Origin of the sequence: Enterobacter cloacae complex sp. 2015409 (assembly GCF_041365315.1) — a bacterium.
Classification (GTDB): domain Bacteria; phylum Pseudomonadota; class Gammaproteobacteria; order Enterobacterales; family Enterobacteriaceae; genus Enterobacter; species Enterobacter pseudoroggenkampii.
Genome location: NZ_JBFTVM010000005.1, coordinates 97,799 through 120,796, shown reverse-complemented (window position 1 = coordinate 120,796; position 22,998 = coordinate 97,799). Strand labels below are relative to the sequence as shown.

Below are 22,998 nucleotides of genomic sequence, written 5' to 3'. Positions count from 1 at the left end.
AAACCTCCGGGATTTTTATTTTGGTTGAGTATTCATTTACTTTTCTTATAATTTTAATGTAAACGAAATGAAATAGTAGAGTAATCGCTGTGAGTCCACCCGCAAAAAAACAAAAAAATAGTTAGAATCACTATCCTGCTGTTGTAAAACGATTTTCTATCCTATTTTATGTGCTGTTTCCCTTCCGCTCTTCGCCTGTCTTAATTTTTTCCTAAGAAAACGACGCTACTTTTGCTTCAGTTGATGGTTTGTTGACATAACTGTTATAGCGACTTAATTTTATTTGGTCTTTATTTAATAACCATCTTGCATGATCCCATTGAGCTGCCCATTACGACAGCGCAGTAAAAGATGACGCCTTTAATACAGCAAGGAAATTAATAATGAGTGATTTTCTGCCTTTTTCGCGACCGTCGATGGGCGCTGAGGAAATTGCGGCGCTTCAGGACGTTTTGATGTCGGGCTGGATCACCACGGGGCCTAAGAATCAGGAACTTGAAGAGGCATTCTGTCAACTTACCGGGAATCAGCATGCGATTGCCGTCTGTTCAGCCACCGCGGGTATGCACGTCACGCTGATGGCGCTGGATATTGGCCCGGGCGATGAAGTCATTACCCCTTCCCAGACCTGGGTCTCCACGCTGAATATGATCGTGTTGCTGGGTGCCACACCGGTCATGATTGATGTGGACAAAGATACATTAATGGTGACGCCAGAAGCCGTTGAAGCCGCCATTACCCCGCGTACCAAAGCCATTATTCCCGTTCATTATGCCGGCGCGCCGTGTGAAATCGACGCTATCCATGCCATCGGTGAACGTCACGGTATTCCGGTTATTGAAGATGCGGCCCATGCCGCCGGAACGTACTACAAGAACCGTCACGTGGGCTGGAAAGGGACGGCGATTTTTTCCTTCCACGCCATTAAAAATATGACCTGCGCGGAAGGCGGCTTAGTCGTCACGGATAATGCCCAGCTGGCACAGCGGATCCGCAGTCTGAAATTCCACGGCCTTGGCGTAGACGCCTATGACCGCCAGACGCACGGTCGTGCGCCGCAGGCGGAAGTGATCGCGCCGGGCTATAAATACAACCTGGCGGACATTAATGCCGCGCTGGCGCTGGTGCAGTTAGGTAAACTGAAAGAGGCCAACAGGCGCCGCCAGGAAATCGCTGAACGCTACCTGCGGGAGCTGGCCGATACGCCGTTCCAGCCGCTCACCATTCCGTCATGGCCGCACGTGCACGCCTGGCACCTGTTTATTATTCGCGTTGATGAAGCGCGCTGTGGGATCTCACGCGACAACCTGATGGCGGCGCTGAAAGAGAAAGGCATCGGTACCGGCCTCCACTTCCGCGCGGCCCACACCCAAAAATACTACCGCGAGCGTTTTCCTGAAGTATCGCTCCCGAATTCTGAATGGAATAGCGCGCGTATTTGTTCCCTCCCTCTTTTCCCGGATATGACTCATGACGACACAACCCGTGTCATTACCGCACTCCATCAGCTTGCAGGACATTGATATGTTCAGTGCACCGCCTGTACAAAAAGTTTCCGTGGTCATCCCGGTTTATAACGAGCAGGAGAGCCTGCCCGAACTGATCCGCCGTACAACGGCCGCCTGTGACACGATGGGCAAGGCTTACGAAATTCTGCTGGTGGATGACGGCAGTAGCGATAATTCCGCACTGATGCTGACCGAAGCCGCGCAGGCTGAAGGCAGCCACATTGTGGCCGTGCTGCTCAACCGCAACTACGGCCAGCATTCGGCGATTATGGCGGGGTTTAGCCACGTCACGGGCGATCTGATCATCACCCTGGACGCTGACCTGCAAAACCCGCCGGAAGAGATCCCGCGCCTGGTTGCCAAAGCCGATGAAGGCTATGACGTGGTTGGCACGGTACGTCAGAACCGCCAGGACAGCCTGTTCCGTAAGCTGGCGTCACGCACCATTAACCGCCTGATCCAGCGCACCACCGGTAAAGCGATGGGTGACTACGGCTGCATGCTGCGCGCCTACCGCCGCCATATTGTCGACGCCATGCTGCATTGCCATGAGCGCAGCACCTTCATTCCTATTCTGGCGAACACCTTTGCCCGCAAGGCAACGGAAATCCCGGTTCTGCACGCCGAGCGCGAGCACGGGGAATCGAAGTACAGCTTTATGCGTCTCATCAACCTGATGTATGACCTCATCACCTGCCTGACCACCACGCCGCTGCGTCTGCTGAGCGTGTTCGGCAGCATCATCGCCGTGGCCGGTTTTGCGCTGTCCGTTCTGCTGGTGGTACTGCGACTGGTCTTTGGCCCGCAGTGGGCGGCGGAAGGGGTCTTCATGCTCTTTGCCGTGCTGTTTATGTTCATCGGCGCCCAGTTTGTCGGGATGGGCCTTCTCGGTGAATACATTGGCCGTATCTATAACGATGTTCGCGCGCGTCCGCGCTACTTTATTCAACGTGTTGTCCGTCAGGAACACAAAGCATCTCAAGAGGAAATTCACCCATGAAAGCTGTTGTATTTGCCTATCACGATATGGGGTGCACGGGCACGCTGGCCCTGCTGGAAGCGGGCTATGACATTGCGGCAATCTTTACCCATCCGGACACCGCCGGAGAGAATAACTTTTTCGGCTCCGTGGCGCGTATCGCCGCCGAGCGTGGGATCCCGGTTTATGCGCCGGACGACGTAAATCACCCGCTGTGGGTGGATCGCATCCGCGCGCTCGCGCCTGACGTGATCTTCTCGTTCTACTATCGCAACCTGCTCTCCGACGAGATCTTAGGCCTGGCTGCAAAAGGTGCCTTTAATCTTCACGGCTCTCTGCTGCCGGCCTACCGTGGCCGCGCCCCGCTGAACTGGGTGCTGGTGAACGGTGAAACGGAAACGGGCGTGACGCTGCACCGCATGGTGCACCGTGCGGATGCGGGCGCTATCGTGGCACAGCAGAAGGTCGCTATTGATGCGGACGAAACTGCGCTGCAGCTGCATCACAAGCTGAACGCGACGGCACAGACGCTGCTGCGTGATGCACTTCCCGCCATCCTCAGCGGCACCTTCAGCGAAACCGCGCAGGATGAGAGCAAGGCAACCAGCTTTGGTCGCCGTACGCCGGAAGATGGTCGTCTGGACTGGAACAAACCGGCCCGCCAGCTGCACAACCTGGTGCGCGCCGTGACCGACCCGTGGCCGGGCGCGTACAGCTTTGCTGGCGTTAGCAAATTTATCGTCTGGAAATCCCGCGTGCGTGACGATATTCCTGCCGCTAAACCGGGCACCGTCGTCTCTGTCTCCCCGCTGATTGTGAGCTGCGGCGAGCAGGCGCTGGAGATCGTCACCGGACAAACCGACAACGGCCTGTACGTTCAGGGCACACAGCTGGCTCAGTCTCTGGGCCTGGTGACCGGAGCGCTGATCACCAGCGCACCGGTTGTAGCCATCAAACGCCGTACCCGCGTGCTTATCCTCGGCGTAAACGGCTTTATCGGTAACCACCTGACCGAGCGTCTGCTCAAAGACGATAACTACGAAATCTACGGTCTGGATATCGGCTCTGATGCGATCAGTCGTTTCCTCGACAACCCGCGTTTCCACTTCGTGGAAGGGGATATCAGCATCCATTCCGAGTGGATCGAATATCACATTAAAAAATGCGACGTGGTGCTGCCGCTGGTCGCCATTGCCACGCCAATCGAGTACACCCGTAACCCGCTTCGCGTGTTCGAGCTGGACTTCGAAGAGAACCTGAAGATCATCCGCGACTGCGTGAAATACGACAAGCGCATCATCTTCCCGTCCACCTCTGAAGTGTACGGCATGTGTACCGATAAGAACTTCGACGAAGACACCTCCAACCTGGTGGTCGGGCCGATCAACAAACAGCGCTGGATCTACTCCGTCTCCAAACAGCTGCTGGACCGCGTGATTTGGGCCTACGGTGAGAAAGAAGGTCTGCGCTTTACCCTGTTCCGTCCGTTCAACTGGATGGGGCCACGTCTGGATAACCTGAACGCGGCGCGTATCGGCAGCTCCCGTGCGATCACCCAGCTGATCCTGAACCTGGTGGAAGGCTCGCCAATTAAGCTTATCGAAGGCGGGAAACAGAAACGCTGCTTTACCGATATCAGCGACGGTATCGAAGCGCTGTTCCGCATTATCGAGAACAAAGATAACCGCTGCAACGGCGAGATCATTAACATCGGTAACCCGGACAACGAAGCGAGCATTCGCGAGCTGGCCGAGATGCTGCTGGCCAGCTTCGAGCGTCATCCGCTGCGCGATAAGTTCCCGCCGTTTGCCGGTTTCCGCGAAGTGGAAAGCAGCAGCTACTACGGTAAAGGGTATCAGGACGTTGAGCACCGTAAGCCAAGCATCCGCAACGCGAAGCGCTGCCTGAACTGGACGCCGACGGTGAAGATGGAGCTGACCATTGATGAGACGCTCGATTTCTTCCTGCGCACCGTGGAGCTGTCGGAACAGGACTCATGAAAAAAGTCGGTTTACGCATTGATGTCGACACCTTCAGGGGAACGCGTGACGGCGTACCCAAACTGCTGGAACTGCTGAGCAAGCACGGTGTGCGTTCCAGCATTTTCTTCAGCGTGGGGCCTGACAACATGGGACGCCATTTATGGCGTCTGGTTAAACCGGCATTTCTGTTCAAAATGCTGCGCTCGCGCGCAGCATCCCTCTACGGCTGGGATATTTTGCTGGCCGGCACCGCCTGGCCCGGCAGACGCATCGGCGCGGGTAATGAAGCGATTATCCGCGAGGCGGCTCAGCATCATGAGATTGGCCTGCATGCCTGGGATCACCATGCCTGGCAAGCCTGGGCTGGCGTCTGGGACATCCCGCGCCTGTCCCGTGAGGTCGAGCGGGGGATGCTGGAGCTGGAGGCCATTACCGGTCAGCCCGTGCGCTGCTCTGCCGTGGCGGGATGGCGTGCGGATCAGCGCGTCGTGAAAGCCAAAGAAGCCTTCGCGTTTCGCTACAACAGCGATTGCCGCGGAACCGGACCCTTTTTGCCGCTGTTAGGCGAAAATCGCTACGGTACGGTGCAAATTCCGGTCACACTTCCCACCTGGGATGAAGTGGTCGGACGCGAGGTAAAGGCGGATGAGTTCAATCGCTACATTCTGGACCGCATTCATCGTGACGCCGGTACGCCGGTGTATACCATCCATGCCGAAGTGGAAGGGATTGCGTATCAACATGATTTCGACGAACTGCTGACCATGGCCGCTCAGGAGGGCATCGAATTCTGCCCGTTGAGCGAGCTGCTGCCAGACGACCTCAGCACCCTGCCCGTGGGCAAAGTCGTACGTAATGAACTGGCTGGCCGGGAAGGCTGGCTTGGCTATCAACAAACCGTGAGTCCGGTCCCATGAAAACAGCCCGTTATGGCTTAGCGCTTCTCGCACTGTTTATCGTTTACTACCTCATTCCTGTCGATGTCCGCCTGCTGTGGCAGCCTGATGAAACGCGCTATGCGGAAATCAGCCGCGAAATGCTGGCCTCCGGAGACTGGGTTGTCCCGCATTTTCTGGGGCTGCGTTACTTTGAAAAGCCGATCGCTGGCTACTGGATCAACAGTATCGGGCAGATGCTGTTCGGGCACACCAACCTCGCCGTGCGCGCCGGTTCCATATTCTCTACAGGGGTAGCGGCGCTGCTGGTCATCTGGATGGCCTGGCGTCTCTGGCGAGATAAGCGGACTGCCATTTTCTCTGGCCTGATCTTCCTGACCCTGTTCCTGGTGTATGGCATCGGCACGTATGCGGTGCTGGATCCTGTCATCACCCTGTGGCTGGTGGCGGCGATGTGCAGCTTCTGGCTGGCCTCACAGGCGCAAACCGTTGCCGGAAAAGCGGGTGGCTATGTGCTGCTCGGGCTGGCCTGCGGGATGGGGGTGATGACCAAAGGCTTCCTGGCGCTGGCGGTACCGGTGATTGGCGTGCTGCCGTGGGTGATCGCCCAGAAGCGCTGGAAAGAGGTGCTGATTTTTGGCTGGCTCGCGATCCTGAGCTGCGTGCTGATTGTTCTGCCATGGGGGCTGGCCATTGCGCAACGTGAGCCTGACTTCTGGCGTTACTTCTTCTGGGTTGAGCATATTCAGCGTTTCGCCCAGAGCGACGCGCAGCACAAAGCCCCGTTCTGGTACTACATACCGTTCCTGATTGCGGGTAGCCTGCCGTGGCTGGCGCTGCTGCCCGGCGCGTTTCGTCTCGGCTGGAATGACCGACAAAACGCGGGTGGCGGGTTCTATCTGCTGGGATGGGTGGTGATGCCGCTGCTGTTCTTCAGCATTGCCAAAGGCAAGCTGCCGACTTACATCCTGCCGTGCTTTGCCCCGCTGGCGATCCTGATGGCGCGCTATGCCTGCCTCGCGGCGGAGAAAGGTGCCAGAGCGTTGCGCATTAACGGCGGGATTAACCTGGCGTTTGGCGTTATCGGCGTGATAGCGGCACTAGTGGTCTCGCCGTGGGGACTGTCTAAGCATCCGGTCTGGACCTCGGTCGAACTGTATAAAGTCTTCTGCGCGGTGGTCGCGTTCCTTATCTGGGCCGCGGTAGGCTGGTTTACGTTCAGGCAGAGTCAGCAGCGCTGGTGGCTGGCGGCACTGTGCCCTGCGGGGCTGGCGCTGCTGATTGGTTTTGCCATTCCTAACCTGGTGGTGGATTCCAAACAGCCGCAGTCGCTGGTCGACACCGTGCGCGAGCCGCTTCAGGACAGCCGATTTGTTCTGGCCAATAACGTGGGCGTGGCCGCTGGCCTGGCGTGGGAGCTGAAGCGCAATGACATCACGCTGTTTGGTCAGAGCGGCGAGCTGCGTTACGGGCTGGATTATCCTGATGTGAAAGATCGTTTTGTCGGTAGAGATGACTTCGCGCAGTGGCTGGCAGAGCACCGTCAGCAGGGACGCGTATCGCTGGTTATCCTGCTGTCAAAACGCGATGACCTTTCGCGGGCTAATCTGCCAGAACCGGATAGCCTGTATATCCAGGGCCGTCTGGCCTACCTGCAGTATCTGCCGAAGTGATGACCTGGATCTGGCTGATACTGGCAAGCCTGCTCAGCTGCGCGGGACAACTGTGTCAGAAACAAGCCACCCGTCCGGCGAAAGCCGGGCGGCGTGGGGCGCATATTGCGCTGTGGCTTGGCCTGGCCCTGCTGGCGCTGGGCAGCGGGATGCTGGTCTGGCTGGTGGTGCTGCAACGCCTGCCTGTCGGCATTGCCTACCCTATGCTGAGCCTCAATTTTGTCTGGGTGACGCTGGCGGCGAAGGTATTCTGGCGTGAAACCGTCGCGTTGCATCACTGGCTGGGGGTGGGGTTGATCATCGTTGGGATTGTTATCCTGGGAGGGAGCCTGTGAAAGGAGCGTTTTGGGCCTTATGCAGCGTGCTGTTAGTCAGCGCCGCGCAGCTGTTGCTGCGAGACGCCATGCTGGCACTGCCACCGGTCAGCGATGTTCTGGCGCTGATTTCCGCGCTGTGGCACTTCTCATCCGGCACGGGCGCGCTGCTGCTGGGGTTGATGGGGTATGTGGCCTCTATGGGCTGCTGGTATCTGGCGCTGCATCGTATGGCGCTCAGCAAAGCCTATGCCTTGCTGAGCCTCAGTTATATTCTGGTGTGGGGCATCGCGATCCTGCTGCCGGGTTGGGGGGAGCATTTCTCCTGGCACGGGCTGGCGGGGGTCGGGTTTATTATTCTGGGTGTGTTAGTGATTTTTCTGCCCCGAACGTCCCAACGTGAATAATCGACTCGTTGGTCAGGGTATAAGGGGTCGATGTGCAGACGGCAAGGCTCAGCGAGCCGACCTGTAGCTGACTGACCGCATGTGTCTGCGCAGTGCTGTCGATGCTGACAATCTGCCAGGCACTGCCGCCACGCTGTTTCACAATCGCTTCTTTCCGTGTCCAGATACGCCAGAACGCAGAAAGCCGTTCCTCGGGCGCTTCACGCTCCAGCTCATCATGCTCTGTCACGCTGAATACCGCATTAGCCAGCGCCTGCCAGTTCTTCCTTGGACGAATCACTTCGATATCACAGCCGACTTCGCCTTCATCGCTCATCAGTAAGGCGATATCGTCACCGCTGTGGCTCAGGTTGAACCACAGTGGATGCCCCTTCGCAAAGGCTGGTTTCCCCTGCTCACCGTAAATGATGTCGGGGAGCGGGTGAGGAGATAACGTTCTGGCGAGCAGCGTCCTCCCGGCCAGCCAGGAGGCATGTCGGGCACCCTGAGGTGCCCTGTGTACGAGCGTTGACGCCAGCGGGTCCGCGCTAAGGGTGGAGATCTTTCCCAGTACAAACTGGTACATAGTTACGCCCAGCGTTTAATGATAATCGAGGTGTTGATGCCGCCGAACGCGAAGTTATTACTCTGCAGATATTCGCAATCGATCTGGCGGGCTTCCCCCATAATATAATCTAAAGCACCGCATTGCTCATCCGGGTGCGTTAAATTGAGCGTCGGGGCAAACCAGCCTTCACGCATCATCTGCAAGCTCATCCACGCTTCCAGCGCGCCGCAGGCCCCTAACGTATGGCCAAAATAGCTCTTCAGCGAGGAAACCGGCACGTTGTCACCATAGATAGCGGCAGTGGCCTGACTTTCGGCGATATCACCGCGATCGGTGGCGGTACCGTGCGCGGAGATATACCCCATATCCAGGGCGTTTAATCCCGCCATGGCCAGCGACTGCTCCATGCAAATCTGCATGGTTTCACGCTGAGGCTGGGTGATATGGGCCGCGTCACAGTTAGTGGCAAAGCCCACGATTTCGCCGTAGATCCTGGCCCCGCGCGCTTTGGCATGCTCCAGCTCTTCGAGTATCAGGGTACCTGCGCCTTCCCCAATCACCAGACCATCGCGTTGCGTATCGAATGGTGAAGGGGTGGTTTTGGGTTCGTCGTTACGCTGGCTGGTGGCAAACAGCGTGTCAAACACCGCCGCTTCAGACGGGCACAGCTCCTCAGCGCCCCCCGCAACCATAACGGTCTGGTAGCCGTGGCGAATCGCCTCCCAGGCGTAGCCAATCGCCTGGCTGCCGGACGTACAGGCGCTCGACGTCGGGATGACGCGGCCGCGTAGCCCAAAGAACAGGCCGGTATTCACCGCGGTCGTGTGCGGCATCATCTGCACGTAGGTTGTCCCGGTGATGTTATTGGTGTGCTTTTCGGTGAGCATGGTCGCGAATTCGCTGACCGGTCCGGTACTGCCTGTAGAAGAACCGTAGGCGATACCGGTTTGCCCGTTGGTGAGTACCGCCTCGCCAATCAGCCCCGCCTGCTCCAGCGCCAGCTCGGTGGCGCGGGTCGACATCAACGACACCCGGCCCATGGCGCGAATACGCTTGCGGGTATAGTGTTCCGGCAGCGTGAAATCATCGATCGGCGCGCCCAGCAGGGTGTGCAGGCCATCATACACCTGCCATTCCGGCATTTTACGCACCGCGTTTTCATACGCCAGCAGTCTGCTGGACACGGATTGCCAGTTTTCACCAAAGGCGGTCACGCCGCCCATGCCCGTAATCACCACGCGACGCGTCATAGCATTCCTCCGTTAATGGAAATGACCTGGCGGGTGACGTAGCCCGCAATATCTGACATCAGATAGCTTGCCAGCCCGGCGACCTCCTCAGCCTGGCCCATGCGTTTCATTGGAATGATGGACATCGCTTCTTTCAGCGCGGCCTCTTCCATCTCAATCATGCCGGTATCAATCAGCCCCGGGGCAATGCAGTTCACGGTGATTTTGCGTTTTGCCAGCTCAATCGCCAGCGCTTTGGTGGCACCGATAATGCCCGCTTTTGCCGCGCTGTAGTTCACCTGTCCGCGGTTGCCCATCACGCCGGATACGGACGATAAGGTGATAATACGTCCCCCTTTACGGGTGCTAATCATCGGCATAATGCAGGGGTGAATGACGTTATAAAAACTGTCGAGATTGGTGTGGATCACGCTGTCCCAGTCGTCTTCACTCAATGCCGGAAAGGCGCCATCGCGGGTGATACCGGCGTTGCTGACCACGCCATACCATGCGCCATGGGCTTCAATGTCCTGCTCCAGCACCTCGCGGCACTGTTCGCGGTTGCCCACATCAAAGGCGAGTAAACGACCGTTGCCACCCGCCTGCGTGATGGCGTCCAGCGTCTCCTGCGCGCCTGCGGCATCACGATGGTAATGCACGCCTACGGTAAACCCGTCGGCGGCGAGCTGGCGGGCGATGGCGCGCCCTATGCCTTTGCTGGCCCCTGTGACCAGTACGGAACGACTCATGCGTTAGATCCCTGATTAAAAAGCGAGGTTAATTCTTCTGCGCTCGGCTGAAAGGTGTTGACCCGGCCCGTGGCCAGCGTCTCTTCATCAGCGGAAATCGCGCATTCAAAACTGCCGAAGCGTTCGTCCTGCATCAGCAGTTTTACGGTGATTTCCAGCGTCAGACCTTGCGTAAAACGCCCGCTGGCGCAGACCAGCTCGCGCGCGCCGAGCACCATGCCCAGCGCAATATGATCCTGCCCCTGCTGCTGGCGATGCCAGCCTGACCAGACGCCGACGGTCTGCGCCATCAGCTCGAGCGCGTACCAGCCCGGCAGATCGCCATCGGCATTCAGAAACGGCGCCAGTACGCTTTGCCTGTCGACCACAACGCGGCATACCGCCGTGTCATCCGTAACGCACTCAACGGACTCGAGCAGCATCATTGGCGCATCGTGCGGCAAATAGTCGACGGGTGATAAGTAGCTCATGACGCTCTCCCCAGCAGAATGCTGGCGTTATTGCCGCCAAACGCGAACGAATTAGACAAAATGACCGGTTTTTTCAGAGCGGCACTCTGGTGCAGCAGGCCGCACGGCGCCAGCGTGTCGTCCGGTGCGTAGCGGACGAAGTCCTGCGGCGGCAAGGGTAGATCGCGCGTCAGGATCAGCCAGCTCAGGGCCGCTTCGGTAATGCCGGCAGCGCCCAGCGTATGGCCGGTAAGATGTTTGGTTGAGCTGCACGGCACGCTTTCCCCGAAGAGATCGTGAACGACCTGCGATTCAATCTGATCGTTGAGCGGCGTGGCCGTGCCGTGCAGGTTGATGTAGCCGATATCATCCGGCTGCATACCCGCTTCGTTAAGCGCCTGCGTGATGGCTCTGATCGCTCCTTCGCCCTGCGGATGAGGAGCGGAAATATGGTAAGCATCACTGGATTCGCCCGTCCCGAGCAGCGCCACATCGGCGGGCTCACGGCTCAGCACCATCAGCGCGGCGGCTTCACCGATGGTGATCCCCCGGCGATCGCGACCGAACGGCTCGCAGAGCGTAGGGGAGAAGGATTCAAGGCTGTTAAAACCGTTGACGGGCATTCGGCTCAGGGTATCGGCCCCGCCGACAATGGCGATATCCACCAGTCCGGCGTCGATCAGGCGTTTGCCGCCGATCATCGCCCGCGCGCTGGAAGAGCAGGCCGTCGAGATCGTATAGGCCGGGCCCTCGAGCTGAAGCCAGTTGGCAAGGAAGCGGGACGGATCGCCAAGCTCCTGCTGCGGATACTGCCAGCGCGTGCTGGTCTCGCCGTCGGTCATGCGGCGCACATGCTCATCGCCTTCATCCAGCCCGGAGGTACTGGTTCCCAGCACCACGGCCACACGGTCGCGACCGACGCGGGCGATGGCCTCGTCGACGGTCGACTGAATCTGCGTCAGCGCGGCCAGCAGCAGCTGGTTGTTGCGGGTGCGGTGTGCGGACAAGGTATCCGGGATGGTCGGCAGCTCGCCTTCCACGCCACCCAGTACGGCTTCGGGTGAGTCCTGCAGCCAGCCGGTCCGGGCATGCATCCCCGGCGCCACGCCTGCCGTCAGGTTCGCAGCAATCTCATCAGGCGAGTTGCCCAGCGCGTTGACCATGCCAACAGCGGAAATATAAATCATCTCAGTCACCCAGATATTGAATGGTGATGTGGTATTTGAATACGTGTTGCTCGATGCTGATCGGCTCGCGCTTGCCTTTGCGCTGCAGATAGACAATCTCCGTCACCAGCTTGCCGCTGTCGTTGCGCAGCTCGCGTCGATCGCCATTGTCCGTTAACGTCCAGCCCTTCGGCAACTGTGGCTGCCAGGCGCTAATTGGCCAGTGGCTGAGCATCACGTCGGCCAGCACCTGGCTGGCGGGCGGCAGCTGCGGCACGACGATCGACTGCTCGGTATGAATACCGGTCTCATCGTACGTCGCGAGGAACAGACGAATGCCCACGGAAGAGAGTCCGGCCAGCGTCACTTTATGCGCATCCGCGTTGAGCATCACCAGCAGAGACTGCGATTGTCCATTAAAGCTGCCGGTCAGCAGCTGTTGGGAGCTTACTGCTGGGCTAATGCCGGGTGGCGGGAGCGTAACTTTAGTTCCCGGCTGGAGCCAGGCCTGGGGACGCGTCTCTTTGGTATCGGTCGAATGGCTGCAGCCTGCCAGCAGCAGCGCGGCGGCCAGCGCGGCGGCGCGGTAAAAAGCGTTCATTTACGTTTTCTCTCTTTCTTATCCGGCATCGCCAGCGGCGCCAGCAGGAAGGCGGTAAAAATACCGCTCACCAGCACGATACCAAAGCTGCTGATGGCCTGGGTGGCGCTGAAGACGAGCATGCCCAGCGTCAGCAGCGTGGTCATCATCGCCAGCGTAATCGCCAGCATTGAGGTCAGCGGCGTACCGCGCGGATTGCTGAAAAACAGCGTGTAGTTAATGCCAATGCCGAGCACCAGTACCAGCGCCAGCAGTGAAAACAGATTCACCGGATGGCCCGTTGCGGCCAGGACCGCCAGCCCGCAGCTCAGCGACAGCACGGACGGTACCAGGCTTATCAGCCCTTTACGCCAGCCGAGGCGCAGCATTGCCCCACAGGCAATCACTGCCAGCGCCGCAAACAGTAGCCCCGTCAGCAGCGTGCGATAGAGGGCAAACAGGCTGTCAAAGCTGGCTTTGCGATCGACCCAGACGACGCCATCATGGCGCGCGGCCAGTTCACTGAGGTGCGCGCTGTTTTTCGCGCCGTCCACCGGCACCAGCACGCCGCTTTCTCCATCAGGCAGGGTCAGCCAGAGCAGACGCCAGCCTTCGCTGGCCGGGCTTTTAAGCCACGCGTCCACGCTGACCGGCATGGCGTCGAGATTCGGGGAGACGGCGTTGAGCCCGGCGCTTTGCAGCACGTTCGTTACCGCAGGGGCAGCGTCGCGCAGCAGCGTAAGATCGCTTTTCTGGCGGGCCAGCGAGTTCAGCGGCAGGGTACGCCAGCGGGCGATCTCTCCGGCTTTTTGCGCCTCGGCCAGCGCCGGGGTAAAGGCTTCCAGTCGCTCCAGCGTTTGCTGAGGCGAGGCGCCATGGACCACAAACCATTTCTGATCGACGCTCTGTCCGGTCAGGGCGGTAATGGCCTTCTCCTGCGCCAGAATATCTTTTGGCAGGGCCTGTAGTTGGGCGATATCGTCGTCCACCCTCAGGGTGCTCATCCCCACGGCGGAGAGCAGCGCCAGCGCGACGGGCAAACCAACGGACAATTTTTTATTGCGTCGCCAGGCGGCCAGCCAGCGCATCATCGGGACCATCAGCGGAACCGGGCGCACCGGTAAACCCCGGCACAGCCATGGATGCCAGAAAATCACCGTCAGGCAGGAGGCGCTCAATCCCACGGCGGCGAACACCGCCATCTGGCGGATCCCGGGGAAGGGGGCCAGCATCATAATCAGGTAGGCGGCGACGGTCGTCAGCAGCGCCAGCAGCAGCGCATTGCGCACTTTCCCCAGGCTTTGCCAGGGGGAATGCTCCGCGCCGTGCACCATCCGTTCGGTCAGGTAGTAGAGCGTGTAGTCGGCTGAAATACCGATGATGCTCATGCTCATCACCAGCGTCATCAGGTGCAGCTCGCCAAAGAGCAGCAGCGTTACCACCGTGCCCGCCAGCGCGCCGATGGCAATCGAGAGCACGCTCAGCAGCAGCGGACGCAGAGAGCGGAACACCGCCACGATGAGCAGGAACACGCCAAGCAGGGTGGCGATGCCCAGCGTTGAGACGTCGCGTTTGGCCTGCTGGCTGGCGTAATCGCTGTAAAACACGGTTCCGCGGGAAAGCAGCTGTGCCTGCGGGTAACGGGCTTTGAGCGTCTCCTGCAGCGCGTTAAGCGTCGTCACGAGCCGGTGGGTCTGCTGCATATCAAATGACGAGCCCGCCAGTTCACCGTGAAGCAGATACCAGTAGTTTCCCGCCTCATCTTTTGTGACCAGCCAGCCGTCCATCAGCCGCAGCTTCTGGCCGTTTTGCGCCAGAGCGAGCTGCGAGCCGCGCATCAGCATCAGGGGATCGTTTTGCAGCTCTTTGCCGCTGACGCCGGAAAAGGCTGAATAGAGCTGAGATAAAATCCACTGCGCCTGCGCGTTTCCGCCGTTTTGCAGGCGGGCGCGGGTGGCGGGATCGATAAGGCCGTTGCGGTGCTGCCAGAAGAACTCTCCCCAGGCTTTTTGCCCGGCGGCGTCCATCGGGCCTTTGACCTCGCTGAGCGCGTCACTGCTTTGCAGCATCGCCAGCCACTGCTGCGCCACGCGCGAATCCGGCTCTTTGCCGGGGCTAACCAGCCAGACCAGCTGGCGGTCGAGACGCTGCATAAACCCGTCGTTAAGCGCCGGCGGGATCGCCCCCAGCGTCTGTTTCGGCAGCATGGCCAGCACGCTGCTGTTCAGCCGCGCGCCGGGCAGCCGCGACAGCAGCACGCCCAGCAGGATCAGGCATAGCGTGGCCCACAGCAGCGCCGGGCGCAGGGATTTACGGTGCGGCAAAGCGTTGGCGTTCGTCATCGGTCAGGCTGGCGGGCGTCAGTTGGTGGCGTGAAAGGGCGATATCGGTACGGTCACCCTGTTTGTCGTTGAGGCGAATCGTCTCCAGATAGGTCGCGCCGCCCAGATCGAGGGTGGCGAAAATCTTGTCCAGCGGCGTCGTTTTTGGCGTGAGCACCAGCGACCAGCGGCCTGCTCCCTGGTCTTTAAAATCGATGCGGAAGTTCTCTTCAAGCACCTTGCGGTCGGCCTGGAACAGAGCCCGCAGAAGGTGGTTGAACTGGAACATCTGCGGATTATTGTCGGCAGTGATGGTCTGCGGCGGCTGGCCGTTGATCGCCTGAACCATCCGCTTGTCGTCCAGCAGGAGCGTCATCGGAAACGGCGCTTTTTGATCCCACAGCAGGCCACTGTCGCGGGCGATCAGCATCTCGCCCTGCGAGCGCAGCGGCTGCGGCATATCTTTTATCGTGCGAACCTGTTCGAAGTGCGCACGCACGACAGGCTGCTCGGTGAAGCGCTGCTGCAGTTCATCCAGCGTCACGGCGCTGACCAGCGGGCTGACGATCAGCGCCAGCAAAGGCAACCATTTCATGGCGTCACTCCCATTCGTTCAAACAGTATTGCCGGGCTCACAAAGCACATTTCGCGGGTGGCTTCTTCTACTGCCACCTGGATGGTGTAACCGGTGGTGGTGCGTTTGCCGGTCTGCGCATCGAAAATTTGATAGGCAATGCGCAGGCGGTTTTCATACTCTTCAATGTGTGCGCGGACGCGAATTCGCTGCTCAAAGGTCACCGCATCGCGGTATTTCACCCGGGTATCGACGACGGGCCAAACGTAGCCGGAGGCCTTCATCTGGCGATAGCCATAGTTAAACTGATTGAGCAGCGCCTCGCGGGCGATCTCAAAGTAGCGGAAATAGTTACCGTGCCAGACCACGCCCATCATATCGACGTCGTGGAACGGAACGGTGATCTCGACTTCAGTCGTAAAGCGGGGATCGGTCAGCACCCTTTACTCCTTCTCTCTGGACTCTGGCAGATGCCAGAAATCGAAAAAATTAAACCAGTCGAGCGGCGACATGAGGGCGTAATGCTCCAGCCGCTGCGCGTAGCGATCGACGATATCCTGCAGCGCCTGCTGGCGTTCACCGCGCGGCAGGTGCAGCGGGTCGGCAAACGGTTCGCAGTGCAGGGTGAGCTTCCCCTGCTGGCGCAGAGCGAAAATCAGCACCACCGGGCAGCGCAGGATGGAGGCCAGAATAAACGGCCCCTGTGGGAACGGCGCAGGTTGGCCCATGAACGGACTCCAGATCACGCGCCAGTCACCGCCACGCTGCGGATTCACCGCGATGCGATCGCCCACAATCGCGACCCACTCTCCGCGCTCAAGCTTCTCTTTGATGGCAATCGCGGTGTCCGGGCCGATGTCGGTAACCGACATCAAATTTACGCTGGCCTGGGGCGCCATTTCGCTCATGATTTGCTTAAAGCGCTGGGCGTTCTCGCTGAAAACCAGGGCGTTGATGGTTTTGCTCTCTTCCAGCTGAGCCAGCGCCCGGCAGGCTTCTACGTCGCCAAGGTGCGAGGCGAGCAGGAGCTTGCCCTGCGGCGCCGCGATATCTAGCGCTTCGCTCGCGCCGGGAGCAAAGACCACGTCGCGATCAAACTTCAGCTCACCGCGCCAGCTGGCGACTTTATCCAGCATCGCGTTGCCAAAGCGCATAAAATGGAAAAAACTGTTGAGCCGTGAGGGAACAGGCATGCTCCGCTGACGCAGTTCTTGCTTCACTCTCGCAATCCACTGCCGCGAGGCTTGCCGCGCCGGACGCGCGATAAGCCAGTACACGCCGATCACCGGCCACAGCAGCACGGCAAAGGCCCGCCGCCCCAGCAGTTGCCAGACGCGCAGCATCAGGCGCATCCCCCGCAGACCCTTGACTTCGTCCTGCTGCGCCCAGTGCTGGCGGCGTCGACGGAAAAGCAGGCCGGGCATGCGGGGCAGCATGCCGAAGAAGAGTCGGGTATGCATCAGGGAGATCCGCACGTTATCTTTTAACGCATCGAAGTGGGACAACCCGTCCTTCGGATAGGTCACGCGGGTGGGCAGAAAGACGCTGGTGTTGCCCTGCCAGTAGAGACGGACCATCACTTCGGTGTCAAAGTCCATCCGTTTACCGAGCGGCTCACGCGCTGCCAGCCGCAGCGTGGGCGAGACCGGGTAGACCCGAAAGCCGCACATGCTATCTTTAAGCTGCAGGGATAAGGTCTCAATCCACACCCAGACGTGGGTTACCCAGCGACCGTAGAGTCGCGAGCGTGGAATGGAATCATCGTAAATGGGCTGGCCGGAAATCAGCGCGTCCGGGTGGCGCTCTGCCAGCGCCAGCAGTTTGGGGATATCTTCGATGGCGTGCTGGCCGTCCGCGTCCACCTGCACGGCGTGGGTATAGCCCGCGCGCGCGCACTCCTCCAGCCCCCTGATGACCGCGGCACCTTTCCCGGCGTTTTGCGCCAGACGGACCAGCGTCATCTGTGGCTCCGCCGCCGCCAGGCGTTCGAGCTCCTGACGGGTGACAGCTTCGCTGCCGTCATCCACCACCAGGCACGGCAGGCCGAACGGTGCGAGACGCGACAGCACGCTGGCGATCATGGCGCCGTGGTTGTAGCACGGGATCAGCACGCAGGGGCGAAAGATTACTGACATAGACGAATCTTTCCGCTGCTGGCGGTATGGCGCTCATCCCCGGCGTGACGCTGGTAGCTGAAGGTCAGCATCTGACGTTCGGCATGCCACTCAAGCACCAGCGTGACCGTGGTTTCCGGCAGCAGAGGAGCCTGGAACTTCACGTTTTGAATGCTGTGAAAGCGGTAGCCCGGTGCCAGTAATGTCGTGGCGTAGTGCATCACCCAGTCAAGCTGTGCAACGCCGGGCAGTAGCGGTTGTACGGCAAAATGGCCCTGAAACCAGAACAGCGCCGCGTCGAGATGCAAAGTGATTTCCAGCTTCTCCGGCTGTGTCTGGTGGCGCTCAATTTCATGAATTTTCATGAAACAACTCCTCTAACTGCGCATAGACACGCTTGTTCATACTGTTTACCGGCATTTCATCGACAATGCGCCAGTAGCGTGGAACGGCGACCGGCTCAAGCCAGGGCAGCAGGGCGCGACGCCAGGCGAACTCCTGCGCTTTTTTATCCTGCATATACCCGCGCTGACGAACCGCTTCGTCCAGGACCAGCAGTGCACCAATCCCCTGACGGCCTCCGCGCGTGACCGGCAGTACAGCCGCTTCGCAAATGCCGTCGAGCTCCAGCAGGCGACGTTCGATCTCGTTAAGCGAGATGCGCTTTTCTTCAATTTTGACCACCCGCCCGCGACGACCGGCGATGCTGAACAGCCCCTCGCTGTCGAAGTGGAGGATATCGTCCAGCTGGAGTCCTTCAGCCTCATGGATCAGTGGCGACGTGACGCGACAGGCTTCATCTTCCTGATGGAAGATCACGCCGGGGAACGCCAGCCACGGGACGTTATCCTGCTGGCGATGGCGCCAGGCAAGGATCCCGGTTTCGGTACTGCCATAAATTTCATCCGGGCAGATGTTAAGCCAGCCAGCGGTGGTGGCGACGTCACACCAGGGCAGCATTCCGCCTGCGGAAATCAGCATCCTGACGGGCGGCGCGGCCAGCTCGGTATCCAGGCGCTTCAGGAACGCCGGGCTGCTGATGAACAGGTAAAGTCTGTCATGAGGAAGGGCGGCCAGCTGTTCTGCGTAATAGAGCATCGCGGCATGCAGCGGCAGACCCAGCGCCATCGGCAATACGATGCGGAATGTCAGGCCGTACAGGTGTTGCGGTACGACCGAGGCGACAACGCTGCATCCGGCCAGACGCTCGCCGAAGCGGTCAGCCAGCAGACGGGCCTCGCGATCCAGACTGACGATGTGCTTAATCACCCGGCGCGGGGTACCCGTGGAGCCGGAGGTGAACAGCTCTACGAAGCGGCTTTCGTCAATCTCCGGCAGGGGCGCCCAGTGGTTAACTGTCTGATGGTGGGAGGCCACCACAATCAGCTTCCCATGGAAAGCGAGAGTCCGATCGCTCAGAACGCCGCTAAACAACGCCTGCTGTTCTTCAAGCTGTGAGACGCGGCTATGGCCGGGAATGACCGGTGTTTTACCGGCATGCAGCGAGGCCAGCAGCGCAACAATAAACAGGTAGCTATTTTCAAAGCACAGCGCCCAGCGCTCGCCTTCATGCTGACGCAGGGTGTCGACCAGTAAGGTCACGTCGTGGCGCAGCTGGCCCAGCGTCCAGGTACGATCGTCAAGCCACGCAACGGGCGTATCGTCAGGGCGCGGCGCGTTTAACCACTGGCCCAGTGGAAGGGGGTTAGTCATTGTGCATCTCTTTTTTTATCACCCGCTGGCGCACCAGCCACTCTGTCGCCATCAGCGTCCCCATCAGGATGTAAGCCACCATACCGTTCCACAGCGTCCACAGATGCATGTCGCCGTGGAGGACGGAGAACAGCGCCATCGCGCCGTTACCGATGAAAAAGCCGCACCAGACGAGAGTCACCTTGCGGGTATAGCGCACGCCCTCCGGGGGCAAATCTGGCTCGCGCAAGCGCGCCAGTCGCTCGACAAGTGGCATCGCGGTCCACAGCGAACCCCCGAACACGGCCAGCATCACCAGATTGACGACCACCGGGTAGAGCAGCAGCCACTGATGGGTTTTCAGCAGATAGCTGGCCGCGCAGAGCACGATGCCCGCCAGCGCAACACACTGCACCACGTACCGCATCGGGCCGGTGTTTCGCTGCGCCTGACGCAGCCGCAGCAGCAATACCAGTGCCATCACCGGTAACAGCCATTGCAGGCTGTTGTGCGTCAGCCCAAATCCAATGAGGAAGGGCCACGCCAGCAGCATCAGCCCCGTCAGCAGTGGGATGACCGGGAACGTCCGTCCACCACGCACAATGTCTTACTCTTCGCGCAGAAGCTGTTCGACGGCGTCTACCACATCCTGAACGGTACGAACCGATTTGAAGGTTTCCGGCTTGATTTTCTTGCCCGTTTTTTTCTGCAGATGAACAATCATGTCCACCGCATCAATGCTGTCCAGCTCCAGGCCTTCGTAAAGACGGGCTTCGGGCGTAATATCCTGCGGGTCGATTTCAAAGAGCTTGGTCAAAAGGCCACAGACTTCCTGATAAATGGTTTCTTGTTCGGTCATCGTGATCACATCTCAGGCGCGTTGAGCGTTGATAAAGGACGCCAGCGTGGCGACGGAAAAGAAGTGCTGGCGCATCTCTTCGCTTTCGGCGGAAAGCACCACGCCATACTGGTTTTTCACGGCCAGCCCCAGTTCCAGCGCGTCGATAGAGTCGAGACCCAGCCCATCGCCAAACAGCGCGGCATCGGTATCAATATCCTCTGCGGTAAGCTCGTCCAGATTCAGCGTGGTGATAATGAGATTCTTAATTTCAAGATAAAGCGCTTGCATCATTAATTCCTGACAAAGATTGAAGGCCTGATGTTAATCGATGCTGTAGATGCCGGTTTAACTGCCTTGCCGCCAGCGCCGGTTCTTGTTCAGTTGCATCGTAAAATTCGTCGATGTTCACGCGGTCGCGGACATCCACGGTGAAAACAGGTTTTTCTGGCGGTACATCATACCAGTGACTTTTTTTATCCAGCAGATGTTCGCTACAGTGGATCAGCACCACCCGCAGATCGCTGTTACAGCGCACGGCGATATTTGCCGCGCCGCGCTGGAGGGAGATAGCCTCGCCAAACCGGGTACGCGTGCCTTCCGGGAAGATTAAAAGCGTGTCGCCCTGAGCCAGACGCTGCTGGCTGGCCGCGAGCAGGGGCTCGGCTTCGCTGTTAATCAGGTAATCCGCCGCGCGGATAACACCGCTGACAAACGGGTTGCGCAGCAGCGCGCTCTTCACCAGACAGTCGGTTTCCGGCATCACCGACGCCAGAATCACGTAGTCAATTAACGTGGGGTGGTTAGCCACCACCAGACAACCCCGATCGCTGCGCAGCGCGTCAAGATTGTGAATGCGATAGTCAAGTACTCCGAGGCTGCGAGCAACGGTCAGGAAGAAGCGGAAGCTGGCCGCAATGCTGCGACGCGCCAGGCGACGACGGCTGGCGCGATCGCGCTGGACGATCAGCAGCAGGTTGAACCAGACCAGCGACAGCAGCAGCCCGCCCACGCCAAACAGCGCGAAGCAGAAGCCGGTCATCACCAGACGCCATAACCAGTTGATACGGGCAGCCAGGCGGTTCATGTGCGTGTCCATTGCCACAGCAAACGTTCCCCGGGCACCATAAACTGCCGTGCCTCGCTGAGATAGCGTTGCAGGAACAACAGGCTTTGCGGCAGGGCGGGTTCTTCACCCGTGCTGCCGCTTCGGGTTTCACACTGCAATCCGTTGCCGGATTCAATCACCAGCGCCAGCGCGTACGGCCAGGTGGGCATCTGCGGCGGTAACGCCGGATGGTAAAATTCCGGCAGCGCGCCGTCAAAATCGACCAGCAGGACGCGGGAATAGCCCGCATGCAGCAGGCTCAGCACTTCACATAAGGCCTGCTGGAAGGTGTCCAGTCCGGCTGAGATGGATGACGAGACGATGGCCTGGCGTGCGGTAATCGTGAGATTGCCCACCGCGGAATTGTGCACGGACATAGCGAAATCGGTGGGGGAAACGGACTGCCCGGTCGCCAGAGCATGCAGAATACGGTAGTTGCGCTCCAGCTCGCCGTGACGGCTGGAATAGACGACGGCATCAATAGCGTGCTTTTGCAGCATGGCAAGACCAATGTCCACCGCCAGCTTACTGCCTGAATTGAGGCGGCGCGCGGTCATCATGGGTAAAGCGGTCAGCCGGGGAAGCGGGGCCGCTGGGTCAACGGCCAGCTGCAGGCGAGACCACGCCTGCCACTCTGTGGCATCGCTGAGTCCTGGCGCTCTCGCCTGCCAGTCGATAATGTTCAGTGAAAATTTCATCTACGCGCGTCCGCGAAAAAAACCGTATTCAAAGGGCAGGCTGGGCCACCCGGGCAGCTACGCTGCTCTGTTGTTCACGTTTGGTGCATATCAGCAGGGTATGACCGACCCCAAGGTTGTCCAGCCGCTGTTCAACGCTGAAACCTGCGCTCTCCAGGTAGCGATAAAACTTCTCTACGCTGTAAAACCGGCTATTACCATTCGCCATACAGGTGAAATAGAGCGAGGTGGCATTCAGGCTGAAAGAGGCCGCTTCAAACTTCTGGGCATCCCAGAAAAGCTCCATGATGCACAAACGTGCGCCTGGCTTCATGACCTGTGCGACGCGCGTCAGCATGGCGACAATCTGATCCGGAGAGAAACAATCCAGGAACTGGCTCATCCACCAGACGTCGGCGTCACCCGGCAATGCTGCTGGGCTAAGCATATCGACAGCATGGAATCCAATACGATGAGAAAAACCTGCTTTTGCGATGTTTTCCTGCGCCAGCGCTATCTGCTGCGGCAGATCGAGGATCGTCACGGCAACATTTTCGTCATAGCGGCAGCAGCGTAACGACCATTTACCCGTATTTCCGCCCACATCGTACAATTTTGTCGGCGAGCTTGCGAATATATATGGTAACGCAGCGTCAAAAGCGGCGTCAGAATAGTAATGATCAAAGGCGAACCAGCTCTCTTTCGCCGGAGCCGGTAATTGGGATAATGCCGGGTAGATGGTTGGCCAGTCGCCAAACACGGCTAATCCGGCCGGCTTTTCTTCCTGCAGGGCGTCCGCCAGGTGAAATAGCCCCTGATAACAAACGTCCTGAGTGAAATCCATATTTACGCGGGTCATTGCGTCGTGCAGTAAAAAATGTCCCACTTTTGCCAGAAAATAACGTCCATCCTGTTGGGTAACGATGCGTCCGCTTAATCCCATATCCAGCAGGACGCTAACACCATAGCTACTCAGGGTGCTGTTTTCGGTTATTTCCTCGAGGGTAGCTCCCTCTTTGCCTTGTTTATCGAGCCAGGCGAGAACGCCAGAGTTACGCAGACAAAGCGCAGTCTGGAATAGCATCGGGGCAAAGGCGATGCGTTGCGCTTCGGTAATGGCATCCAGTGCGCTGAGTGTGTCCTTTTCGTACATTACTGCGTAACCTTTTAGGGCAATAAAGAGAGGTTATCGGGC

25 protein-coding genes are annotated in these 22,998 nt (G+C 59.1%); 7 read left to right on the top strand and 18 right to left on the bottom strand.

The window, feature by feature from the left end:
* The first annotated feature begins 383 nt into the window (after positions 1-383).
* Genes arnB through arnF form a run of 7 tightly spaced genes read left to right on the top strand, consistent with a single transcriptional unit; the run spans position 384 to position 7,759 of the window.
* The gene (gene arnB / locus ACDO57_RS19965; protein WP_061716347.1) at positions 384-1,523 is read left to right on the top strand and encodes a UDP-4-amino-4-deoxy-L-arabinose aminotransferase; all 1,140 of its coding nucleotides are present in this window, start codon (positions 384-386) and stop codon (positions 1,521-1,523) included.
* 1 nt (position 1,524) lies between these two features.
* Positions 1,525-2,508 carry an undecaprenyl-phosphate 4-deoxy-4-formamido-L-arabinose transferase gene (gene arnC, locus ACDO57_RS19960; RefSeq protein ID WP_023333737.1) on the top strand — a complete coding sequence of 328 codons (984 nt, stop codon included), beginning with the start codon at positions 1,525-1,527 and terminating at the stop codon, positions 2,506-2,508.
* Complete coding sequence (arnA, locus tag ACDO57_RS19955; RefSeq protein WP_090420547.1) at positions 2,505-4,487, top strand: bifunctional UDP-4-amino-4-deoxy-L-arabinose formyltransferase/UDP-glucuronic acid oxidase ArnA; 1,983 nt, start codon at positions 2,505-2,507, stop codon at positions 4,485-4,487. The genes arnC and arnA overlap by 4 nt, the downstream gene beginning before the upstream one ends.
* Entirely contained in the window at positions 4,484-5,386 is a 903-nt protein-coding gene (arnD, locus tag ACDO57_RS19950) for a 4-deoxy-4-formamido-L-arabinose-phosphoundecaprenol deformylase (RefSeq protein WP_024908858.1), read from the top strand. Before arnA ends, arnD begins: the two co-directional genes overlap by 4 nt.
* Positions 5,383-7,038 (top strand): lipid IV(A) 4-amino-4-deoxy-L-arabinosyltransferase, encoded by a 1,656-nt coding sequence (arnT, locus tag ACDO57_RS19945; RefSeq protein WP_090420550.1) that lies wholly within the window; start codon positions 5,383-5,385, stop codon positions 7,036-7,038. The genes arnD and arnT overlap by 4 nt, the downstream gene beginning before the upstream one ends.
* Positions 7,038-7,373: a 4-amino-4-deoxy-L-arabinose-phosphoundecaprenol flippase subunit ArnE gene (gene arnE / locus ACDO57_RS19940; RefSeq protein ID WP_032645411.1), complete on the top strand. Its 336-nt coding sequence runs from the start codon at positions 7,038-7,040 to the stop codon at positions 7,371-7,373. The genes arnT and arnE overlap by 1 nt, the downstream gene beginning before the upstream one ends.
* Positions 7,370-7,759 carry a 4-amino-4-deoxy-L-arabinose-phosphoundecaprenol flippase subunit ArnF gene (gene arnF / locus ACDO57_RS19935; protein ID WP_061716350.1) on the top strand — a complete coding sequence of 130 codons (390 nt, stop codon included), beginning with the start codon at positions 7,370-7,372 and terminating at the stop codon, positions 7,757-7,759. The genes arnE and arnF overlap by 4 nt, the downstream gene beginning before the upstream one ends.
* On the opposite strand, the gene acpT is transcribed toward arnF, so the two are convergent.
* From acpT to ACDO57_RS19845, 18 genes are read right to left on the bottom strand one after another with little or no spacing between them, the layout of a single operon-like run.
* Complete coding sequence (acpT, locus tag ACDO57_RS19930; protein ID WP_148769386.1) at positions 7,707-8,324, bottom strand: 4'-phosphopantetheinyl transferase AcpT; 618 nt, start codon at positions 8,322-8,324, stop codon at positions 7,707-7,709. The two genes, arnF and acpT, sit on opposite strands and share 53 nt — an antisense overlap.
* A 2-nt stretch (positions 8,325-8,326) precedes the next feature.
* Positions 8,327-9,556 carry a beta-ketoacyl-ACP synthase gene (locus ACDO57_RS19925; RefSeq protein ID WP_248166220.1) on the bottom strand — a complete coding sequence of 410 codons (1,230 nt, stop codon included), beginning with the start codon at positions 9,554-9,556 and terminating at the stop codon, positions 8,327-8,329.
* Positions 9,553-10,284, bottom strand: coding sequence for a 3-ketoacyl-ACP reductase FabG2 (locus ACDO57_RS19920; RefSeq protein ID WP_090420556.1), 732 nt, complete (start codon positions 10,282-10,284; stop codon positions 9,553-9,555). The genes ACDO57_RS19925 and ACDO57_RS19920 overlap by 4 nt, the downstream gene beginning before the upstream one ends.
* A complete protein-coding gene (locus ACDO57_RS19915; protein ID WP_032648277.1) occupies positions 10,281-10,754 on the bottom strand; it encodes a 3-hydroxy-fatty acyl-ACP dehydratase in 474 nt (157 codons plus the stop codon). The genes ACDO57_RS19920 and ACDO57_RS19915 overlap by 4 nt, the downstream gene beginning before the upstream one ends.
* Positions 10,751-11,920, bottom strand: a complete 1,170-nt coding sequence (locus tag ACDO57_RS19910) for a beta-ketoacyl-[acyl-carrier-protein] synthase family protein (RefSeq protein ID WP_370884485.1) — start codon at positions 11,918-11,920, stop codon at positions 10,751-10,753. The genes ACDO57_RS19915 and ACDO57_RS19910 overlap by 4 nt, the downstream gene beginning before the upstream one ends.
* Position 11,921: 1 nt before the next feature.
* Positions 11,922-12,500, bottom strand: coding sequence for a DUF3261 domain-containing protein (locus tag ACDO57_RS19905; protein ID WP_370884484.1), 579 nt, complete (start codon positions 12,498-12,500; stop codon positions 11,922-11,924).
* Complete coding sequence (locus ACDO57_RS19900) at positions 12,497-14,821, bottom strand: MMPL family transporter (RefSeq protein ID WP_032648281.1); 2,325 nt, start codon at positions 14,819-14,821, stop codon at positions 12,497-12,499. The genes ACDO57_RS19905 and ACDO57_RS19900 overlap by 4 nt, the downstream gene beginning before the upstream one ends.
* Positions 14,790-15,395, bottom strand: coding sequence for an outer membrane lipoprotein carrier protein LolA (locus ACDO57_RS19895; protein ID WP_024908869.1), 606 nt, complete (start codon positions 15,393-15,395; stop codon positions 14,790-14,792). Before ACDO57_RS19895 ends, ACDO57_RS19900 begins: the two co-directional genes overlap by 32 nt.
* Positions 15,392-15,814 (bottom strand): thioesterase family protein, encoded by a 423-nt coding sequence (locus ACDO57_RS19890; RefSeq protein ID WP_061716356.1) that lies wholly within the window; start codon positions 15,812-15,814, stop codon positions 15,392-15,394. The genes ACDO57_RS19895 and ACDO57_RS19890 overlap by 4 nt, the downstream gene beginning before the upstream one ends.
* 3 nt (positions 15,815-15,817) lie before the next feature.
* The gene (locus ACDO57_RS19885) at positions 15,818-17,509 is read right to left on the bottom strand and encodes a glycosyltransferase (RefSeq protein ID WP_148769381.1); all 1,692 of its coding nucleotides are present in this window, start codon (positions 17,507-17,509) and stop codon (positions 15,818-15,820) included.
* Positions 17,500-17,853, bottom strand: coding sequence for a hydroxymyristoyl-ACP dehydratase (locus ACDO57_RS19880; protein ID WP_024908872.1), 354 nt, complete (start codon positions 17,851-17,853; stop codon positions 17,500-17,502). Before ACDO57_RS19880 ends, ACDO57_RS19885 begins: the two co-directional genes overlap by 10 nt.
* The gene (locus tag ACDO57_RS19875) at positions 17,840-19,201 is read right to left on the bottom strand and encodes an AMP-binding protein (protein WP_248166229.1); all 1,362 of its coding nucleotides are present in this window, start codon (positions 19,199-19,201) and stop codon (positions 17,840-17,842) included. Before ACDO57_RS19875 ends, ACDO57_RS19880 begins: the two co-directional genes overlap by 14 nt.
* A complete protein-coding gene (locus ACDO57_RS19870) occupies positions 19,194-19,781 on the bottom strand; it encodes a hypothetical protein (RefSeq protein ID WP_370884483.1) in 588 nt (195 codons plus the stop codon). The genes ACDO57_RS19875 and ACDO57_RS19870 overlap by 8 nt, the downstream gene beginning before the upstream one ends.
* Positions 19,782-19,787: 6 nt before the next feature.
* Positions 19,788-20,039, bottom strand: a complete 252-nt coding sequence (locus ACDO57_RS19865) for an acyl carrier protein (protein WP_370884482.1) — start codon at positions 20,037-20,039, stop codon at positions 19,788-19,790.
* Between the two features lie 12 nt (positions 20,040-20,051).
* Positions 20,052-20,309, bottom strand: coding sequence for a phosphopantetheine-binding protein (locus tag ACDO57_RS19860; RefSeq protein ID WP_008503081.1), 258 nt, complete (start codon positions 20,307-20,309; stop codon positions 20,052-20,054).
* Positions 20,290-21,105 (bottom strand): 1-acyl-sn-glycerol-3-phosphate acyltransferase, encoded by an 816-nt coding sequence (locus tag ACDO57_RS19855; protein WP_024908877.1) that lies wholly within the window; start codon positions 21,103-21,105, stop codon positions 20,290-20,292. The genes ACDO57_RS19860 and ACDO57_RS19855 overlap by 20 nt, the downstream gene beginning before the upstream one ends.
* Positions 21,102-21,824 (bottom strand): beta-ketoacyl synthase chain length factor, encoded by a 723-nt coding sequence (locus ACDO57_RS19850; protein ID WP_157189824.1) that lies wholly within the window; start codon positions 21,822-21,824, stop codon positions 21,102-21,104. The genes ACDO57_RS19855 and ACDO57_RS19850 overlap by 4 nt, the downstream gene beginning before the upstream one ends.
* Positions 21,825-21,852: 28 nt before the next feature.
* A complete protein-coding gene (locus tag ACDO57_RS19845; protein WP_050597518.1) occupies positions 21,853-22,956 on the bottom strand; it encodes a class I SAM-dependent methyltransferase in 1,104 nt (367 codons plus the stop codon).
* Between the last annotated feature and the right edge of the window lie 42 nt (positions 22,957-22,998).

Coding starts and splice junctions, on each gene's coding strand:
- ACDO57_RS19920 (WP_090420556.1), bottom strand. CDS start 10,284: ATGAGTCGTTCCGTACTGGTCACAGGGGCCAGCAAAGGCATAGGGCGC.
- ACDO57_RS19885 (WP_148769381.1), bottom strand. CDS start 17,509: ATGTCAGTAATCTTTCGCCCCTGCGTGCTGATCCCGTGCTACAACCAC.
- ACDO57_RS19845 (WP_050597518.1), bottom strand. CDS start 22,956: ATGTACGAAAAGGACACACTCAGCGCACTGGATGCCATTACCGAAGCG.
- ACDO57_RS19915 (WP_032648277.1), bottom strand. CDS start 10,754: ATGAGCTACTTATCACCCGTCGACTATTTGCCGCACGATGCGCCAATG.
- arnE (WP_032645411.1), top strand. CDS start 7,038: ATGACCTGGATCTGGCTGATACTGGCAAGCCTGCTCAGCTGCGCGGGA.
- arnT (WP_090420550.1), top strand. CDS start 5,383: ATGAAAACAGCCCGTTATGGCTTAGCGCTTCTCGCACTGTTTATCGTT.
- ACDO57_RS19880 (WP_024908872.1), bottom strand. CDS start 17,853: ATGAAAATTCATGAAATTGAGCGCCACCAGACACAGCCGGAGAAGCTG.
- ACDO57_RS19850 (WP_157189824.1), bottom strand. CDS start 21,824: ATGAAATTTTCACTGAACATTATCGACTGGCAGGCGAGAGCGCCAGGA.
- arnC (WP_023333737.1), top strand. CDS start 1,525: ATGTTCAGTGCACCGCCTGTACAAAAAGTTTCCGTGGTCATCCCGGTT.
- ACDO57_RS19855 (WP_024908877.1), bottom strand. CDS start 21,105: ATGAACCGCCTGGCTGCCCGTATCAACTGGTTATGGCGTCTGGTGATG.
- arnB (WP_061716347.1), top strand. CDS start 384: ATGAGTGATTTTCTGCCTTTTTCGCGACCGTCGATGGGCGCTGAGGAA.
- ACDO57_RS19895 (WP_024908869.1), bottom strand. CDS start 15,395: ATGAAATGGTTGCCTTTGCTGGCGCTGATCGTCAGCCCGCTGGTCAGC.
- ACDO57_RS19925 (WP_248166220.1), bottom strand. CDS start 9,556: ATGACGCGTCGCGTGGTGATTACGGGCATGGGCGGCGTGACCGCCTTT.
- ACDO57_RS19865 (WP_370884482.1), bottom strand. CDS start 20,039: ATGACCGAACAAGAAACCATTTATCAGGAAGTCTGTGGCCTTTTGACC.
- acpT (WP_148769386.1), bottom strand. CDS start 8,324: ATGTACCAGTTTGTACTGGGAAAGATCTCCACCCTTAGCGCGGACCCG.
- arnD (WP_024908858.1), top strand. CDS start 4,484: ATGAAAAAAGTCGGTTTACGCATTGATGTCGACACCTTCAGGGGAACG.
- ACDO57_RS19900 (WP_032648281.1), bottom strand. CDS start 14,821: ATGACGAACGCCAACGCTTTGCCGCACCGTAAATCCCTGCGCCCGGCG.
- ACDO57_RS19910 (WP_370884485.1), bottom strand. CDS start 11,920: ATGATTTATATTTCCGCTGTTGGCATGGTCAACGCGCTGGGCAACTCG.
- ACDO57_RS19860 (WP_008503081.1), bottom strand. CDS start 20,309: ATGCAAGCGCTTTATCTTGAAATTAAGAATCTCATTATCACCACGCTG.
- ACDO57_RS19905 (WP_370884484.1), bottom strand. CDS start 12,500: ATGAACGCTTTTTACCGCGCCGCCGCGCTGGCCGCCGCGCTGCTGCTG.
- arnA (WP_090420547.1), top strand. CDS start 2,505: ATGAAAGCTGTTGTATTTGCCTATCACGATATGGGGTGCACGGGCACG.
- ACDO57_RS19875 (WP_248166229.1), bottom strand. CDS start 19,201: ATGACTAACCCCCTTCCACTGGGCCAGTGGTTAAACGCGCCGCGCCCT.